The organism is Hydrogenophaga sp. SL48, assembly GCF_021729865.1.
Lineage (GTDB): Bacteria > Pseudomonadota > Gammaproteobacteria > Burkholderiales > Burkholderiaceae_C > Hydrogenophaga.
In genome coordinates, this window is the sequence record NZ_CP063400.1 from 450,022 (window position 1) to 466,897 (window position 16,876).

Annotated in this window: 15 protein-coding genes; 11 read left to right on the forward strand and 4 right to left on the reverse strand. The window is 64.0% G+C overall.

The annotated features are described in order from the left end of the window. Positions 1–109: 109 nt before the first annotated feature. Complete coding sequence (locus IM738_RS02145) at positions 110–1,336, forward strand: DesA family fatty acid desaturase (protein WP_236966441.1); 1,227 nt, start codon at positions 110–112, stop codon at positions 1,334–1,336. Between the two features lie 194 nt (positions 1,337–1,530). On the opposite strand, the gene rpmG is transcribed toward IM738_RS02145, so the two are convergent. From rpmG to trxB, 3 genes are all read right to left on the reverse strand, one after another. Then, a complete protein-coding gene (gene rpmG, locus IM738_RS02150; protein WP_068173845.1) occupies positions 1,531–1,701 on the reverse strand; it encodes a 50S ribosomal protein L33 in 171 nt (56 codons plus the stop codon). A gap of 12 nt (positions 1,702–1,713) precedes the next feature. After that, the gene (rpmB, locus tag IM738_RS02155) at positions 1,714–1,947 is read right to left on the reverse strand and encodes a 50S ribosomal protein L28 (RefSeq protein WP_056269541.1); all 234 of its coding nucleotides are present in this window, start codon (positions 1,945–1,947) and stop codon (positions 1,714–1,716) included. A gap of 210 nt (positions 1,948–2,157) precedes the next feature. Continuing rightward, positions 2,158–3,105: a thioredoxin-disulfide reductase gene (trxB, locus tag IM738_RS02160; RefSeq protein ID WP_236964259.1), complete on the reverse strand. Its 948-nt coding sequence runs from the start codon at positions 3,103–3,105 to the stop codon at positions 2,158–2,160. A 174-nt stretch (positions 3,106–3,279) separates the two neighbouring features. Here trxB and IM738_RS02165 point away from each other — a divergent pair, with 174 nt between their 5' ends. From IM738_RS02165 to IM738_RS02210, 10 genes are all read left to right on the forward strand, one after another. Beyond that, positions 3,280–3,954: a Crp/Fnr family transcriptional regulator gene (locus IM738_RS02165; RefSeq protein WP_236964260.1), complete on the forward strand. Its 675-nt coding sequence runs from the start codon at positions 3,280–3,282 to the stop codon at positions 3,952–3,954. Between the two features lie 126 nt (positions 3,955–4,080). Next, entirely contained in the window at positions 4,081–6,429 is a 2,349-nt protein-coding gene (locus IM738_RS02170; protein WP_236964261.1) for a DNA translocase FtsK, read from the forward strand. A gap of 43 nt (positions 6,430–6,472) precedes the next feature. Continuing rightward, positions 6,473–7,111 (forward strand): outer membrane lipoprotein chaperone LolA, encoded by a 639-nt coding sequence (lolA, locus tag IM738_RS02175; RefSeq protein ID WP_236964262.1) that lies wholly within the window; start codon positions 6,473–6,475, stop codon positions 7,109–7,111. A gap of 11 nt (positions 7,112–7,122) precedes the next feature. Beyond that, entirely contained in the window at positions 7,123–8,415 is a 1,293-nt protein-coding gene (locus IM738_RS02180; protein ID WP_236964263.1) for a replication-associated recombination protein A, read from the forward strand. A gap of 231 nt (positions 8,416–8,646) precedes the next feature. Continuing rightward, positions 8,647–9,576: a branched-chain amino acid ABC transporter permease gene (locus IM738_RS02185; RefSeq protein WP_236964264.1), complete on the forward strand. Its 930-nt coding sequence runs from the start codon at positions 8,647–8,649 to the stop codon at positions 9,574–9,576. 16 nt (positions 9,577–9,592) lie between these two features. After that, entirely contained in the window at positions 9,593–10,690 is a 1,098-nt protein-coding gene (locus IM738_RS02190) for a branched-chain amino acid ABC transporter permease (protein ID WP_236964265.1), read from the forward strand. Between the two features lie 11 nt (positions 10,691–10,701). After that, entirely contained in the window at positions 10,702–11,472 is a 771-nt protein-coding gene (locus IM738_RS02195; protein WP_236964266.1) for an ABC transporter ATP-binding protein, read from the forward strand. Between the two features lie 12 nt (positions 11,473–11,484). After that, positions 11,485–12,201, forward strand: a complete 717-nt coding sequence (locus IM738_RS02200) for an ABC transporter ATP-binding protein (protein WP_236964267.1) — start codon at positions 11,485–11,487, stop codon at positions 12,199–12,201. Positions 12,202–12,271: 70 nt separating this feature from the next. After that, positions 12,272–13,819: a lysine--tRNA ligase gene (gene lysS / locus IM738_RS02205; RefSeq protein WP_236964268.1), complete on the forward strand. Its 1,548-nt coding sequence runs from the start codon at positions 12,272–12,274 to the stop codon at positions 13,817–13,819. A 72-nt stretch (positions 13,820–13,891) separates the two neighbouring features. After that, positions 13,892–14,920 (forward strand): metallophosphoesterase, encoded by a 1,029-nt coding sequence (locus tag IM738_RS02210; RefSeq protein ID WP_236964269.1) that lies wholly within the window; start codon positions 13,892–13,894, stop codon positions 14,918–14,920. A gap of 147 nt (positions 14,921–15,067) precedes the next feature. Here IM738_RS02210 and IM738_RS02215 read toward each other — a convergent pair whose 3' ends face one another. Then, positions 15,068–16,846: a sensor domain-containing diguanylate cyclase gene (locus tag IM738_RS02215; RefSeq protein ID WP_236964270.1), complete on the reverse strand. Its 1,779-nt coding sequence runs from the start codon at positions 16,844–16,846 to the stop codon at positions 15,068–15,070. Between the last annotated feature and the right edge of the window lie 30 nt (positions 16,847–16,876).

Sequence of the window (16,876 nt, forward strand, 5' to 3'; positions counted from 1 at the left end):
TTGGTGATTTGCACCCCCAGCCTTAAAATCACGGGTTAGCCCGCCACAGGCGCCCGTGAGCGCGGCTTTTGTTTGTACAGACACCCTCGGGCGCTCTTTTAGGAAATCAATGTCTTCTTCCGATTCCGGGACCCTGTCCCTCGCATGGGACGGGCTGGTCGATGTGCTGGCCAATGGCCTGACCCATGCCACCGGTTGGCAAATGCTGCTTATCGCGCTGGTGCTCACCCACATCACCATCGCCAGCGTGACCATTTACCTGCACCGCCATCAGGCGCATCGCTCGATGGATCTGCATCCGATTGCCTCGCATTTCTTCCGCTTCTGGCTCTGGATGACCACCGGCCAGGTGACCAAGGAGTGGGCGGCCATTCACCGCAAACACCACGCCAAATGTGAGCGCGAAGGTGACCCGCACAGCCCTCACGTGTTTGGCATCAAGACCGTGTTCTGGACCGGTGCCGAGCTGTACCGTGCCGAATCCAAGAACCCTGAGACGATGGCCCGATACGGCCACGGCACCCCCGACGACTGGATCGAGCGCAACCTGTACACGCGTTATTCCGCCTTGGGCGTCAGCCTGATGCTGGTCGTTGACGTGTTGCTCTTTGGCATGGCGGGTCTCGCTGTCTGGGCGCTGCAGATGGCCTGGATTCCGATCACGGCTGCCGGCATCATCAATGGCATTGGCCACTGGTGGGGTTACCGCAATTTCGAAGCCACCGACGCCAGCACCAACATTTCGCCCTGGGGCATCATCATTGGTGGCGAAGAACTGCACAACAACCACCACACCTACCCGACCTCGGCCAAGTTGTCCGTCAAGCCCTATGAGTTCGACATCGGCTGGATGTACATCACCATCCTGAAGACCCTGGGCCTGGCATCGGTCAAGAAGGTGCCGCCCAAGATGGCTTTCGGTGATGTCAAGCCGGTGGCCGACGAGAAGACCCTTGAAGCCATTATCGCCAACCGCTACGAAGTCATGGCCAGATACGCACGCGAAATGCGCGCTGCCTGCCAGCGTGAAGTGGAAGGCCTGAAGGCCAAGAGTGCGGATGCGGCTGCCCTGCATGCCGCCCGCCGCTGGCTCCATCGTGATGACGACAAGGTGCCTGCCGAGGTGAAGCCGCAGCTGGCCTTGGCGCGAGCCGAGCATCCGGTGCTCGACAAGATGGTCACCATGCGCGAAGAGCTGCGCGCTCTGTGGTCCAGCACGAACGCCTCGCGCGATCAGCTTGCGGTCGATCTGCAGGCCTGGTGCCGTCGTGCAGAAGAAAGTGGCATTGCCGCGCTGCGCGATTTTTCGATTCGCCTGCGTTCCGCCCACGCTTGAGCTTGTGACCCACCCCCGCGCCGCACCTGCGGCGCGTCACCCCCTCATGGGGGCAACACCAGTGGCCCGGCGGAGCCGGTTCCACGGTGTTCTGGGTTTGAGGCACTTCGCGCCGGACAAGCTTGAGATTGTTTCTCGAGCAACAAAAAAGCCGCTGAAAACAGCGGCTTTTTTGTTGGGTGAAACCGGCTGAATTACTTCAGCTTGATTTCCTTGTAGTCCACGTGCTTGCGAGCTTTGGGATCAAATTTCTTGATCAGCATCTTCTCGGGCGTGGTCTTCTTGTTTTTGGTCGTGGTGTAGAAATGGCCGGTACCCGCAGTGGATTCCAGCTTGATTTTTTCGCGTCCGCCTTTGGTTGCCATGGTGTGTGCTCCTTAAGCCTGGCCGCGTGCACGCAGGTCTGCGAGCACGGCATCGATGCCGTTTTTGTCGATCAGGCGCAGGGCAGCACCCGACACGCGCAGACGAACCCAGCGGTTCTCGCTTTCGACCCAGAAACGGCGGTATTGCAGGTTCGGCAGGAACCGGCGCTTGGTTTTGTTGTTGGCGTGGGAAACATTGTTCCCGACCATGGGCTTCTTGCCCGTTACATCGCAGACGCGTGCCATGAGGACACTCCGATACTTCTTTACAGCTGGTGGCGCGGGATGCGCGAAACGGTGTTCCCGTCGCGCCTCTGGCCACTCAGCCTCACCTCGCCAGGAAAGGGTGGCGGTAACCCATGATTTGTGCGAGGAAATCGCAGCAAAGCCTGTGATTATAGCGTTCCCGGTGACGGTCTTCGAACCGTCAGTCGGCGCGCATGCCCGTCAGCGCTGTCAGGCGGGGTTCTGTTCCAGGAATCGCTGGGCGTCCAGCGCCGCCATGCAGCCCGTGCCGGCACTGGTGATGGCCTGGCGGTAGATGTGGTCCTGCACGTCGCCAGCCGCGAAAATACCCGGCACGCTGGTCATGGTGGCCATGCCGTTGTTGCCCGACCTGGTGACGATGTAGCCGTCCTTCATCTCCAGCTGACCCTTGAAAATGTCGGTGTTGGGGCTGTGACCAATGGCGATGAAACAGCCCTTGACGGCGATGTCTTCGGTGGCGCCCGTCTGCACGTTCTTGACGCGCACACCGGTGACCCCCATCGGGTCGCCCAGCACCTCCTCCAGCGTGCTGTGCAGTTGCAGTGCGATTTTGCCTTCAGCCACCTTCTCATGAAGTTTGTCGATCAAGATGGCCTCGGCCTTGAACGTGTCCCTGCGGTGGATCAAGGTGACCTTGCTGGCGATGTTGGACAGGTAGAGCGCCTCTTCCACGGCCGTGTTGCCGCCGCCCACCACGGACACTTCCTCGCCTCGGTAGAAAAAACCGTCGCAAGTGGCGCAGCCGCTCACACCCTTGCCCATGAAGGCTTCTTCCGAGGGCAGCCCCAGGTACTTGGCCGAAGCGCCGGTGGCGAGGATGAGGGCGTCGCAGCTGTATTCGCCGCTGTCACCTTGGAGCACGAAAGGGCGTTTGGAGAAATCGACGGTGTTGATGTGATCGAAAACGATCTCGGTCTTGAAGCGTTCGGCGTGGGCCAGGAAGCGTTGCATCAGGTCGGGACCCTGCACGCCGTCCACGTCGGCGGGCCAGTTGTCCACATCGGTGGTGGTCATGAGCTGCCCGCCTTGAGCGATGCCGGTGATGAGCAGCGGGCTCAGGTTGGCACGGGCCGCATAGATGGCGGCCGTGTAGCCTGCTGGGCCGGAACCTAGAATAAGTACTTTTGTGTGCTTCATGGTGTTCGTCCTTCCCATTTTGTTGATGGGTTGGTATAGAGTGAATGAGAATGACGCGCAGGCCCTTGTGGCTTCTGATTTCTTGGGCACGGATTCCGGAAGTGGATCGCCTTGTCTGTGATCGAGTTTACAAAAAGAGCGCGGCGCCAGCCGTTCTTCCAGAGGAATAAGCCTATGTCGATACTGTCCAATCTTGATTTGATCCGCCGGGTCCCGCTGTTTTCGACCTTGACCCAGGCACAGGCCGAATCGGTGGCGGACGCTGTGATCAAGCGGCGCTTCAAACGGGGTGAAGTGATTGTGGAGCAGGGCAAAAAGTCCAATTTCCTGGCGATCGTGCTGACCGGTCGCGCACGTGTGGTGACCACGGATACCCGCGGTCGTGAAGTGATCCTGGCCACCATGAACCCAGGTGACTACGTGGGTGAGATGAGCCTGATCGACAACCAGCCGCATTCGGCCACGGTGCGCGCGGAGGTGCAGACCGATGTGCTCATCCTGGGACGCGTGGAGTTCGCCCGCTGCCTCCCCGAAAACACCTCCATGGCCTATGCGGTGATGAAGGGCCTGGTGCTCCGTCTGCGCCATGCGGACCGCAAGATTGAATCGTTGGCGCTCATGGACGTGTATGGGCGTGTGGCGCGTGCCCTGCTGGAGTTTGCACAGCCCGACAAAGACGGTCGGCTGGTGATCCGTGATCGGGTGTCGCGTCAGGACGTGGCCAAGATGATCGGTGCATCGCGCGAAATGGTCAGCCGGGTGATGAAGGATCTGGAAGACCGTGGGTTCATCGAGGTGGATGAAGATGGCAGCACCATCATCAAGGACCGGCTGAACTCGCTCGGCTGAATCGGGTTTTTCTGCATCGCTTCGGCGCGTTGTCGGCGCCTCCCTGACCTCTTGATCGGCCGCCGTGGCCGTGCGTTCGCCGCTGACGCATTGGGGTAAGCTAGCCGCAGGACATCTGCGAGGTCTATGACATATTCACTCAACACCCTCAATGCCGATCGGGCCAATGCGCCGCCGAACGGACTGGCCCGCTTCGCCCATGAGATGGCGCTGGTGGCGGGGGCGGCCGTGCTCGGCTTCTGGCTGCTGGCACTGCTCAGCCATTCCCTGTCTGATCCGGCCTGGAGCACCACGGGGTCGCGAAACGATGTTGGTAACTGGGGAGGTCAGCTCGGCGCCTGGCTGTCCGATGCTAGCTATTACCTGATGGGGTTTTCTGTCTGGTGGCTGATGCTGGCAGGCTGGCGCGTCTGGCTGTCCGTTTTGGCGGTGCGGTTGCGAGGGCAGGCATCTTCCGATGCGCACGACGTCACGGCACTGCCACTGGGGCAACCCCCCTGGGTGCGCTGGAGTGCCTATGCGCTGGCCTTGGTGGTGCTCATGCTGGCCAGCATGGTCCTGGAGTGGAGCCGCCTGTATCGGCTGGAAGCCTTCTTGCCTGGCCACGGTGGTGGGGTGTTTGGTCACCTGTTGGGCCCGTGGGTGGTGCGTTGGTTGGGCTTCACTGGGTCTGCGCTGGTCGCACTGGCCCTCATCGTGATCTGTCTGCCCCGTGTGTTCCAGTTCTCCTGGGGGCATTGGGCGGAGCGCGTGGGTGGTCAACTCGACGAGTGGTTCGAGTCGCGACGGGAGAAACGCGAGGCGGTGGAAGACCAGCGCATCGGTGAGCAGGCCGCCCGCGAGCGCGAGGAAGTGGTCAAGGTCGAGCGGGTCGAGATCGAGGAACATCACCCGACGCCGATGTTGATCGAGCCCACGCTGGTCGATGTGCCCAAGAGCGAACGGGTGGCCAAGGAGCGGCAAAAGCCCTTGTTCACCGAGATGCCGGACAGCAAGCTCCCGCAGGTGGACCTGCTCGACAGCGCACCGGCCCACCAGCAGGGTGTGGACAGCCAGACGCTGGAGATGACCAGCCGCCTGATCGAGAAGAAGCTCAAGGACTTTGGAGTCGAGGTGCGTGTGGTCGCTGCCGCACCGGGCCCGGTGATCACGCGTTACGAGATCGAGCCCGCCACCGGCGTGAAGGGTTCGCAGATCGTCAACCTGGGCCGCGATCTCGCGCGCTCGCTGTCGCTGGTCTCGATCCGCGTGATCGAGACCATTCCCGGCAAGAACCTGATGGCGCTGGAGCTGCCGAACGCGAAACGGCAGATGATCAAGCTCAGCGAGATCCTGGGTTCGTCGGTCTACAACGACGCCAAGTCGATGTTGACCATGGGCCTGGGCAAGGACATCGGTGGTCAGCCGGTGGTGGCCGATCTGGCCAAGATGCCGCACTGCCTGGTGGCCGGCACCACCGGCTCGGGCAAGTCGGTCGGTATCAACGCCATGATCCTGTCGCTCCTCTACAAGGCCGACGCGAAAGACGTGCGCCTGCTGCTGATCGACCCCAAGATGCTGGAGATGAGTGTCTACGAGGGCATTCCGCACCTGCTGGCACCGGTGGTGACCGACATGAAGCACGCGGCCAACGGCCTGAACTGGTGCGTGGGCGAGATGGAAAAACGCTACAAGCTCATGAGCAAGATGGGTGTGCGCAACCTCGCGGGCTACAACGTCAAGATCGAAGAGGCCAAGGCGCGCGGCGAGATCATCGGCAACCCTTTCAGTCTCACGCCCGAACAGCCTGAGCCGCTGGAGCGTCTGCCCTACATCGTGGTGGTGATCGACGAACTGGCCGACCTGATGATGGTGGTGGGCAAGAAGATCGAGGAGCTGATTGCGCGACTCGCGCAAAAGGCGCGTGCCGCCGGCATCCACCTGATCCTGGCCACCCAGCGCCCGAGTGTGGACGTGATCACCGGCCTGATCAAGGCCAACATCCCGACCCGCCTGTCGTTTCAGGTCAGCAGCAAGATCGACAGCCGCACCATCCTCGACCAGATGGGCGCAGAGAGCCTGCTCGGCATGGGCGACATGCTCTACATGCCGTCGGGAACGGGCTTTCCGGTGCGGGTGCACGGCGCTTTCGTGAGCGACGAAGAGGTGCATCGCGTGGTGGCTTACCTGAAAGAGCAGGGCGGCGAGCCCAACTACATCGACGGGGTGCTGGACAGCAGCCTGGGCGATGGTGAGGGCGGCGACATGTTTGGCGAAGGCGGTGGCGAGGGCGGTGAAAAAGACGCGCTCTACGACCAGGCCGTGGCCATCGTGCTGCAGGACCGCAAGGCCAGCATTTCCTATGTGCAGCGCAAGCTCAAGATCGGTTACAACCGCGCCGCCCGCCTGCTCGAAGACATGGAAAAAGCCGGACTGGTCAGTGCGCTGACGTCCAGCGGGCAGCGCGACATCCTGGTCGCGCCGCGTGGCGATTGACGCCAGCATGCAACCTTGTCCGCGTTGGCGGATCACAGTTCACATGATCAAACCACTTCTGCTCGCCACCGCCCTGCTGGCCGCCTCGACGGGTGCTTTCGCCGATGGTCTCAAGGACCTGGAGAATTTCCTTCGAGACGTGGACAGCGCCCAGTCCGGTTTCACCCAGGTGGTGACGTCGCCCAAGCGCGCGGGTGAAACCGTGGCGCGCAGCAAAACGTCCAGCGGGCGCTTTGAATTCCTGCGGCCCAACCGTTTTCGCTTCGAGTACACCAAACCCTTCGAGCAGACCATCGTGGCCGACGGGCAGACGCTCTGGCTGTACGACGTCGATCTGAACCAGGTCACGGCCCGCAAGCAGCAGGAGGTGCTGGGCAGCACGCCGGCGGCGCTGATCGCTGCGGGCACCGACATCAAGGCGTTGACCGAGGTGTTTGATCTCAAGGCCGCGCCCGCCCAGGACGGTCTGGAGTGGCTGGAGGCGAAACCCAAAGCGAAGGACGGTCAGCTGCAGACGGTGCGTGTGGGCTTTCGCCAGGGACAGCTTGCCGCGCTGGACATCGCCGACAGCCTGGGACAACGCTCGGTGCTGACCTTCACGCAATGGCAGGGCAATGCGCCTTTGAAAGCGGAGCGCTTCCGCTTTCAGCCGCCGGCCGGCGCCGACGTGATCCGGCCCTGACCCGTCAGCGCGTGAGTCCACCCGTTTCACACCAACCCCTCGCCGAGCGGCTGCGTCCACGCACCCTGGGTGACGTGATCGGTCAGCAGCACCTGCTCGGCGAGGGCATGGCGTTGCGGCTGGCGTTTGAGTCGGGCCAGCCACACAGCTGCATCCTCTGGGGGCCGCCGGGCGTGGGCAAGACCACCATCGCGCGGCTGATGGCCGACGCCTTTGAGGCGCAGTTCATCACCATCAGCGCTGTGCTGGGTGGCGTGAAAGACATCCGCGAAGCGGTGGAGCAGGCCGAGTCCGCGCGCGACGGCCTGCAACAGGAGCGCACCATCGTTTTCGTGGACGAGGTGCACCGATTCAACAAGAGCCAGCAGGACGCGTTTTTGCCGCACGTGGAGAGCGGCCTGTTCACCTTCATCGGCGCGACCACCGAAAACCCCTCGTTCGAGGTCAACTCCGCCTTGCTCTCGCGTGCGGCGGTCTACGTGCTGCAGCCGCTGGGCGAGGATGATCTGCGCCAGCTCATCGCCCGCGCTCAGGGCATTGGCGCCGTGCCGGCCGTCGAGACCGCCGCCGCCGACCGCCTGATCTCGTACGCGGACGGCGATGCACGCCGCTTGTTGAATACCCTGGAAACGCTGGCGGTGGCGGCCACGCGCGAGAAGCTCGCGGAAGTGACCGACACCTGGTTGATGCGCGTGCTGGGCGAGCGCATGCGCCGCTACGACAAAGGCGGTGACCAGTTCTACGACACCATCAGCGCCCTGCACAAAAGCGTGCGTGGCAGCGATCCGGACGCGGCGCTGTACTGGTTCGTTCGCATGCTCGACGGCGGCGCCGATCCGCGCTACATGGCACGCCGCTTTATCCGCATGGCGACGGAAGACATCGGGCTGGCCGATCCGCGTGCGCTGCGCCTGGCGCTGGACGCGGCCGAGGTGTACGAGCGCCTGGGCTCGCCTGAAGGCGAACTGGCGCTGGCCGAGTGTGTGGTCTACCTGGCGGTGGCGCCGAAGTCCAATGCGGTCTACAAGGCCTTCAATGAAGCCAAGGCCTTCGTCAAAAAGGACGGCACGCGCCCCGTGCCCATGCACCTGCGCAATGCACCAACAAAGCTCATGAAAGAGCTGGATCATGGAAAAGGCTACCGGTATGCCCACGATGAGGCGGGTGGCTTCGCGGCGGGTGAAAACTACCTGCCCGAAGGCATGGTGGCGCCCGGCTTTTACCGCCCGGTGGAGCGCGGACTGGAGATTCGCATTGCAGATAAGCTGCGCGAGCTCAAAAATCTGAACAATCAAAAAAACTAATGAAATCCCAAAGCCGCTGATGCAAGCGGCTGTTACGCCTCGATTTCAGGGTAAACCCGCGCCGAATAAGGGCTTACACGCATCAAGCCTCGGAAACCGCGTGGCTACAATCCGCCCACCAACCCGCAGTCTGTCCTGTTTTTAGGTCGAGCCTGGCGGGTTTTTTGCTAAGTCAAAGCAGGTAGACCGGGCAACCCGCCCGGGGCTGACAAAAAACACGGAGAAGTTTCTATGGACGTTTTGCTGCAACAGATCATCAACGGTCTGGTCCTGGGCAGTATGTATGCGCTGGTGGCGCTGGGGTACACGATGGTGTACGGCATCATCGGCCTGATCAACTTTGCGCACGGTGACGTGCTCATGGTCGGCGCCCTCACCAGTTGGACGCTGATCGGCTGGATGTCCAATGCCTGGGCGTGGATGCCGGGCTGGATGATCCTGCTGGTGGCCACGCTGATCGCCATGGTGGTCTGCGGGGCGCTGAACTACACGATCGAAAAACTGGCCTACCGGCCGTTGCGCAATTCACCGCGGCTCGCACCGCTGATCACGGCCATCGGCATGTCGCTGCTGTTGCAGACCTTTGCCATGATCATCTGGGCGCCCAACCCCAAGTCGTACCCGGCCATGCTGTCGAGCGAGCCGATCGCGCTGGGGGGCGCGGTGATTTCGTTGACGCAGATCACCATTCTGGCCGTCACGGCCATCACCCTGGCCTTCCTGATGTGGCTGGTGAACAAGACCAACCTGGGACGCGCCATGCGCGCCACCGCCGAAAACCCACGTGTGGCCGCCCTCATGGGCATCAAGCCCGACATGGTGATTTCCGCCACGTTCATCATCGGCGCGATGCTGGCCGCCATCGCCGGCGTGATGTGGGCGTCGAACTATGGCACCGTGCAACACGCCATGGGCTTCATGCCAGGGCTGAAAGCCTTTGTGGCCGCCGTGATGGGCGGCATCGGCAACCTGGCCGGTGCGGTGGTGGGCGGCATTGCGCTCGGTCTGATTGAGTCGCTGGGCGCGGGGTACCTTGGCCAGCTGACTGGTGGCGTGCTGGGCAGCCAGTACACCGACATCTTTGCTTTCATCGTGCTCGCCTTGGTGCTGACGCTGCGGCCCTCCGGGTTGCTGGGTGAGCGCGTGGCAGACCGAGCCTGACCGGGAGGACTGAATCATGATGAACTCCAAATCGGGCAAGCTGATTGCCTTTGGCCTCACCGCCATCGCCTTGATGGTGCTTCCGCTGTTGCTCCAGGCCACGGGCAGCAACTCCTGGGTCCGCATCGTTGACATCGCACTGCTCTATGTGCTGCTGGCGCTGGGGCTGAACATCGTGGTGGGGTACGCGGGTCTGCTGGACCTGGGTTACATCGCGTTCTTCGCGGTCGGTGCCTACCTGTACGGTCTGCTGGCTTCACCCCACCTTGCCGACACCTTCCCGGCGATCAAGGCCATCTTCCCCAACGGTCTGCACCTGAACATCTGGCTCGTCATGCTGCTGGCGGCGGCGGTGGCCGGCGTGGTGGGCATGCTGCTGGGTGCACCCACGCTGAAGTTGCGTGGCGACTACCTCGCCATCATCACCTTGGGCTTCGGTGAAATCATCCGCATCTTCCTGCTCAACATGGATCGCCCGGTGAACATCACCAACGGTCCCAAAGGCCTCAGCCAGATCGACGCACTGACCGTTTTCGGTATCAACATGGGACAACGGCAGACCATCAGCCTCGGCGACTGGTCGTACACCTTCCAGCCCGTGACGATGTACTACTACCTGTTCCTGTTCTTCGTGGTGATGTCGATCGTGCTGTCGTACCGCCTGCAGGACTCGCGCATTGGTCGCGCCTGGATGGCGATCCGCGAGGACGAGATCGCGGCCAAGGCCATGGGTCTGAACACCCGCAACCTCAAGCTGCTGGCCTTCGGCATGGGCGCCACCTTTGGCGGCATGTCCGGCGTGCTGTTCGCTTCGTTCCAGCGCTTTGTGTCCCCCGAATCGTTCTCTCTGATGGAGTCGGTGATGGTGGTGGCCATGGTGGTGGTGGGCGGTATCGGTCACATTCCTGGCGTGATCCTGGGCGCGTTGTTGCTGGCCGGATTGCCGGAAGTGCTGCGGCATGTGGCCGGCCCGTTGACCGAATGGACCGGCGGTCGCCTGGGCCCGGAAATCCTGCGCCAGTTGCTGATCGCGCTGGCGATGGTGGTGGTGATGTTGCTGCGCCCCAAGGGCCTGTGGCCATCGCCTGAGCATGGCAAGTCTTTGAGCAAGTGAGCGGTACTGATATGAGCGAAACCATTCTCAAGGTTGCCAACGTGTCCAAGCGCTTCGGCGGCCTGCAGGCCCTGAGCGACGTGGGCATCGAAATCAAACGTGGGCAGGTCTATGGACTGATCGGCCCCAACGGTGCGGGAAAGACCACGTTTTTCAACGTGCTGACGGGTCTGTACACGCCCGACAGCGGTTCGTTTGAGCTGGCCGGCAAGCCCTACACCCCGAGCGCGGTGCACGAGGTGGCCAAGGCCGGCATTGCTCGCACCTTCCAGAACATCCGGCTCTTTGCCGAGATGACGGCGCTGGAGAACGTGATGGTGGGTCGCCATGTGCGCAGCCACTCGGGTCTGATCGGCGCGGTGCTCCGCACGCCAGGGTTCAAGAAGGAAGAGGCCGCCATCACGGCGCGTGCGCGTGAGCTGCTGGAGTACGTGGGCATCGCCAAGTTCGCCGACTACAAGTCGCGCACGCTGAGCTATGGCGATCAGCGCCGCCTGGAGATCGCGCGTGCGCTGGCCACCGACCCGCAGCTGATCGCACTCGACGAACCCGCCGCCGGCATGAACGCGACCGAGAAGGTGCTGCTGCGCGAGCTGATCGATCGCATCCGCAACGACAACCGGACCATCCTGCTGATCGAGCACGACGTGAAGCTGGTGATGGGCCTGTGTGACCGCGTGACCGTGCTCGACTACGGCAAGCAGCTGTCGTCCGGCACGCCGGCCGAGGTGCAGAACGATCCGAAGGTGATCGAGGCCTACCTCGGAACCGGTGGTGCTTGAGGAAAGAACAACATGGCAAACACACTACTCAAAGTCAGCGGCCTGAAGGTCGCGTACGGTGGCATCAAGGCCGTCAAGGGCGTCGATCTGGAAGTGCGCGAGGGCGAGCTGATCTCCCTCATCGGCTCCAACGGTGCCGGCAAGACCACCACCATGAAGGCGATCACCGGATCGCTGGGTTTCGAAGGTGGTGACATCGAATACCTGGGCCAGAGCATCAAGGGGCGCGGCGCCTGGGATCTGGTCCGGCTGGGCCTGGCGATGGTGCCGGAAGGCCGCGGTGTGTTCACCCGCATGACCATCACCGAGAACCTGCAGATGGGGGCCTACATCCGCAGCGACAAGGCGGGCATTGCGAACGACATCGAGCGCATGTTCGGCATCTTCCCTCGCTTGAAGGAGCGCAAGGACCAGCTGGCCGGCACCATGTCGGGGGGGGAGCAGCAGATGCTGGCGATGGCGCGCGCGCTGATGAGCCAGCCCAAGGTGCTGCTGCTCGATGAGCCCTCCATGGGCCTCTCGCCCATCATGGTGGACAAGATTTTCGAGGTGGTGCGTGACGTGTCGGGGCAGGGCGTGACGATTCTGCTGGTCGAGCAGAACGCCCAGCGGGCCCTGCAGATCGCCGACCGCGGCTATGTGATGGACTCGGGTGAGATCACCATGACGGGCAGCGGCAAGGACCTGCTGGTGGACCCGAAAGTGCGCGAGGCCTACCTCGGGCACTGAGCGTTCTCGAAAAACTACAATGACGGGTTGCGCCTTTTTGGGCGCAACCCGTTTTTATTTGCCCCATACCATGACCATCGAAAACGCCCCCGCCACTCCCGCCACCGACCACAACCAGCTGATTGCGGAGCGGCGCGAGAAACTCAAGGCCTTGCGCGAGGTGCAGCAGCGCGGCGAAGGGGTGGCATTTCCGAACGACTTCAAGCCGGCGGACAAGGCCGAGGCGCTGTTCGCCACGCACGGTGACGCCACCAAGGAAGCGCTGGAAGCCACGCCGGTGCGCGCCAGCGTGTCGGGCCGCATGATGCTCAAGCGTGTGATGGGCAAGGCCAGCTTCGCCACCTTGCAGGACGCCTCGTTCGGCCCCAGCGGTGGTCGCATCCAGATCTACCTGAACACCGACAGCGTGGGTGCACCGATGCTGGAGACCTTCAAGCACTGGGATCTGGGTGACATCGTGGCGGCCGAAGGCGTTCTGATGCGCACCCGCACCGGCGAACTCACCATCCACGCCGACAAGATCCGGCTGATCACCAAAAGCCTGCGCCCGCTGCCCGACAAATTCCACGGCATCCACGACCAGGAAATCAAGTACCGCCAGCGTTATGTCGATCTGATGACCGACGAGAGCGCCCGCAAGCGTTTCGTCACCCGCAGCCACGCGCTCTCCAGCATCCGCGACTTCATGGTGAGCCACGGTTTCCTGGAGGTGGAAACGCCGATGCTGCACCCCATCCCCGGTGGCGCCAACGCCAAGCCCTTCAAGACGCACCACAACGCGCTGGACCAGGAAATGTTCCTGCGCATCGCGCCCGAGCTGTACCTGAAGCGCCTGCTGGTCGGTGGTTTCGAGCGCGTGTTCGAGATCAACCGCAACTTCCGCAACGAAGGCATCTCGGTGCGCCACAACCCCGAGTTCACCATGATGGAGTTCTACGCGGCGTACTGGAATTACCACGACCTGATGGACTTCAACGAGCAGCTGATCCGCCACGTGGTGAAGCAGGTGCACGGCGACACGCCGCTCACCTACAACGGCAAGCCGGTGGACGTGTACGCGCCCTTCGAGCGCCTGACCATCCGCGAAGCGATCCTGAAATACACCGAGGCCGGTGAGGGTGTGGACAGCGCTGAGTGGCTGATCCCCGCGCTCAAAAAGCTGGGCATGTCGGAAGCCAAGCACCAGCTGAGCTCGCGCAGCCTGGCCAGCCTGCAGGTGCTGTATTTCGAAGAAACGGTGGAAGAGAAGCTCTGGAACCCGACCTTCATCATGGAGCACCCGACGGAAATTTCACCGCTGGCGCGCGCCAACGACGACCGCCCCGAGGTGACCGAGCGCTTCGAGCTCTACATCACCGGCCGCGAGTTCGGCAACGCCTTCTCCGAACTGAACGACGCCGAAGACCAGGCCGCGCGCTTTCACGCGCAGGTGTCGGCCAAAGACGGCGGTGACGAAGAGGCGATGTACTACGACGCCGACTTCATCCGCGCGCTGGAGTACGGCATGCCCCCGGCCGGTGGCTGCGGCATCGGCATCGACCGCCTGATGATGCTGCTGACCGACTCGCCCAGCATCCGCGACGTGATCCTGTTCCCCGCGCTGCGCCGCGAGGCCTGATCCTCCAATGAGCGCTGCGCCGGGCCGCCCCAAGCAAGCTCGCACCGCAGCCCGCAGGGCGAAGGTCTCTCGGTGACCCGCCTGCACCGGCTCGACCGCTGGGCATGGCGGCTGTTCGTCCTGGGGCTGGTGGCCTCGCTGGCCATCACCGCCTGGGACCACGGTGGGCGCTGGCACACGCCACGCCTGGAGCTGCGCAACTTCGTGATGCTCTGGCTCTACTGGGCGCCTCGGCTGGCGGGCATGCCGCTGCTGGTGGGCCTGTTGACGCAGTTTGTGCTGGACACCCGCTGGCGGCGCTGGCGTTTGGTGGTGTACGCCGCGCTGGTGCTGGTGGGACTCTGGTCTTCGATGGTGGAACCGCAGTGGATCCAGGTGCGGCACACCACCATCCGCGGCATCCCGTCGTCTGCGCAACCCCTGCGACTCGCGGTGGTGGCCGACATCCACTGGGGCCTGTTCTTCCGTGACCACCAGCTGGACGCGCTGGTGAACCAGCTCAATGGCATGGACGTGGACGCGGTGCTCGTGGCCGGTGACTGGACCCACGAGCCCTCACTGAACCTGCGCGACGGGCTGGCCCCGCTGGCGCGCATCCGCCACCCGGTCTGGGGCGTGCTCGGCAACCACGACGTGCAGGCCCCCGGCCCCGATCTCACGCTGCCGCTGCGCGAAGCGCTCCAGGCCCACGGCGTGCGCCTGATCGAAGGCCAGGTCGTGCCCTGGAAGGGCTGGGAGCTGGTCGGCCTGGACGACCAATGGGGCGGGCGTCCTCAGGAGCAGATCCGCAGCCTCTGGCCTGCGGGTGCGTCCGTGGCCTCACCGCGGCTGGTGGTCGTGCACCAGCCGGACACCGTGGCCTTGCTGCCGGTGGACGCCGCCTTCCTTTCCGTGGCCGGCCACACCCACGGCGGCCAGATCTGGATACCCGGCCTCACGCCCTGGTACCTCCGTCACACCAACTCACAGCAATCCTGGTGGAACGGGCTGTACGACACACCGGCGGGGCGGCTGCTCGTGACGCCGGGGGTGGGCACGATCGGTCTGCCGGCGAGGCTGGCCGTGCGGCCGACCATCGATCGTGTGGATCTCTTGCGCTGAATTGAAATACCCCCGCCGCGCTTCGCGCGACCCCCTCAAAGGGGGCGGCGCTGGCCGTCCGGCAGAGCCGGCCCGGCGGTGCCCTGGGCCGCACCGTTTCAAGCGCAAGGGTCGCTCGCCGGGGCCATGGATGTCTGACGCTCGAGTCTAGACATTGAGTGTCTCGATGTTCTTGCGCTTGTCGTGTTGCAGGTCGCGCAGCGCATCCCTGAGCCAGGCCATGTGCACCTGGGTATCGAGCTGCAGCTCGTGCCCGTCGTCGGGCAGCAGGGCGAGCACCACCTTGAACCGCAGCGAGGAACCGGTGGGCAGCTGATCGGACGGACGCAGCCCGCCGGCGACGATGGCGGTCGCGGCCGCCACGGCGTGGGCGGTGCGGACCGGGCCTTCCATGAGCAGGGCGAACAGGTTGTCGTCCACCCGCGCGGCGGTGTCCACGTCGCGCGCCACCGAGCGCAGCAGCGAGCCCGTGAGCACCAGCGCGCGATCGGCCACTTCCCGGCCGTGTTCGGCGTTGAACCACCCGTGGTTGTCCAGGGCGATCAGCAGCACCGCGTTCCTGTGCCGGTAGCGCTGCGCCCGCACGAGGCTGTCGTGCAGCCGCAAGGTGAAGTTGTGGCGGTTGGTCAGTCCGGTCAACGGCTCGGTGACCACCAGTGCCTTGGCGCGGGCTTGCGCCTCGTGTTGCAGGGATGAGCGCTGCAGCAGCCCGTAGATCAGCAGCGGCGCTTCGATCGCCGCCGCGATCACGGTGGCGTACTGCGTCAGGAAGCCCGAAGAAATGAGGCCGAAGTTGCGCAGCACCGGCAGCGACCCAGCGAGCAGCACCGGCAGGATGCCCAGCGCGATCCAGCGCACCCAGCGGTCGCCCGTGCGCCAAGCGGCCCAGAGCATGGCGTAGACCACGATCAGGGTCAGGGTGCCGGCGGCCGTGAGGCTGTTGAAGCTGAGCTGTGTGGGGGCGATCACGTCCCAGGCGGTGACGATCAGGAACACGGCGGCCAGCGTGAGCGAGAGGCGGTCGAGCGAGCGGCCGATGCGGCGCGGCTGCACCACGTGGCGGACGAAGAGCAGGGCGGCCACGGCGGCCAGCGGCAGCAGCACGAACTCGGCCACGCTGTTCCAGCCCGCCGAATGGGGCCACAGGAACTGCCCGCCCACCCCCATCGACGCCGCCAGCGACAGACCCAGCAGCGAGATGTAGATCGCGTAGGCCGCGAAGCTGGTGTCGCGAAACACCAGGGCGTTGGCCACCGCCACCAGCACCAGCAGCAGGGCCATGCCGAAGTAGGCCCCCAGCAGGAACTGCTGCAGGATGCGCAGCTCGCGCAACTGGCTGTGGCTGTGGATCACGAGTTCGCCCGAAAACGGCACCCGCACGTGTTCGATGCGCACCCAGTAGGTCACCGGCGCGTCGGTGCGCGTGTCCAGGCCGAACACCGGGTAGCGGTCCGGGGAGGACCATTCGCTCACCGGCACATGGTCCCCCGCGCGCTGTTCGTGCCAGCTGCCATCCGCCAGGCGGTGGTAGAGGTTCACACGGTCGGTGCCCGAGCGCATCAGCTCCAGTTCCCAGTGCGAGCGGCTGTCGCGCACCCAGGCATCAAAGCGGACCCACAGCACGCCGCGCTCGCCCAGGCGCACCCGGTGTGTGGCGCTGCGCAGGGCGAACGGCACGTCCGCCTGCTGCGCCTCCAGCTCCTGCACCGTCATCGTTCCGGTCGTGTCCACCCAGAACACGCTGTGCTGCGCCAGCGGCACACTGACCATCCGGCCATCCAGCTCGATCGGCTGAAGCGGTGTGCCCGATGCCGGTGGCGCGGCCTGGACGAGTGAGCACCAGACCATGGCCAACGCCCACAGGCCCAGCCGGCGCCAGCAGCGGGCGGTTGGGGTGCATCGGTGGAGTGCTTGTGTGTGGGTCATGACCCACCGATTGTGTCTCCCCGGCACAGG

Excerpts from the sequence above, each read along its gene's own strand:
- IM738_RS02170 (WP_236964261.1), top strand. The coding sequence starts at position 4,081 with ATGACATATTCACTCAACACCCTCAATGCCGATCGGGCCAATGCGCCG.
- trxB (WP_236964259.1), bottom strand. The coding sequence starts at position 3,105 with ATGAAGCACACAAAAGTACTTATTCTAGGTTCCGGCCCAGCAGGCTAC.
- rpmB (WP_056269541.1), bottom strand. The coding sequence starts at position 1,947 with ATGGCACGCGTCTGCGATGTAACGGGCAAGAAGCCCATGGTCGGGAAC.
- IM738_RS02145 (WP_236966441.1), top strand. The coding sequence starts at position 110 with ATGTCTTCTTCCGATTCCGGGACCCTGTCCCTCGCATGGGACGGGCTG.
- IM738_RS02215 (WP_236964270.1), bottom strand. The coding sequence starts at position 16,846 with ATGACCCACACACAAGCACTCCACCGATGCACCCCAACCGCCCGCTGC.
- IM738_RS02200 (WP_236964267.1), top strand. The coding sequence starts at position 11,485 with ATGGCAAACACACTACTCAAAGTCAGCGGCCTGAAGGTCGCGTACGGT.
- lysS (WP_236964268.1), top strand. The coding sequence starts at position 12,272 with ATGACCATCGAAAACGCCCCCGCCACTCCCGCCACCGACCACAACCAG.
- rpmG (WP_068173845.1), bottom strand. The coding sequence starts at position 1,701 with ATGGCAACCAAAGGCGGACGCGAAAAAATCAAGCTGGAATCCACTGCG.
- IM738_RS02185 (WP_236964264.1), top strand. The coding sequence starts at position 8,647 with ATGGACGTTTTGCTGCAACAGATCATCAACGGTCTGGTCCTGGGCAGT.
- IM738_RS02165 (WP_236964260.1), top strand. The coding sequence starts at position 3,280 with ATGTCGATACTGTCCAATCTTGATTTGATCCGCCGGGTCCCGCTGTTT.
- IM738_RS02195 (WP_236964266.1), top strand. The coding sequence starts at position 10,702 with ATGAGCGAAACCATTCTCAAGGTTGCCAACGTGTCCAAGCGCTTCGGC.
- lolA (WP_236964262.1), top strand. The coding sequence starts at position 6,473 with ATGATCAAACCACTTCTGCTCGCCACCGCCCTGCTGGCCGCCTCGACG.
- IM738_RS02190 (WP_236964265.1), top strand. The coding sequence starts at position 9,593 with ATGATGAACTCCAAATCGGGCAAGCTGATTGCCTTTGGCCTCACCGCC.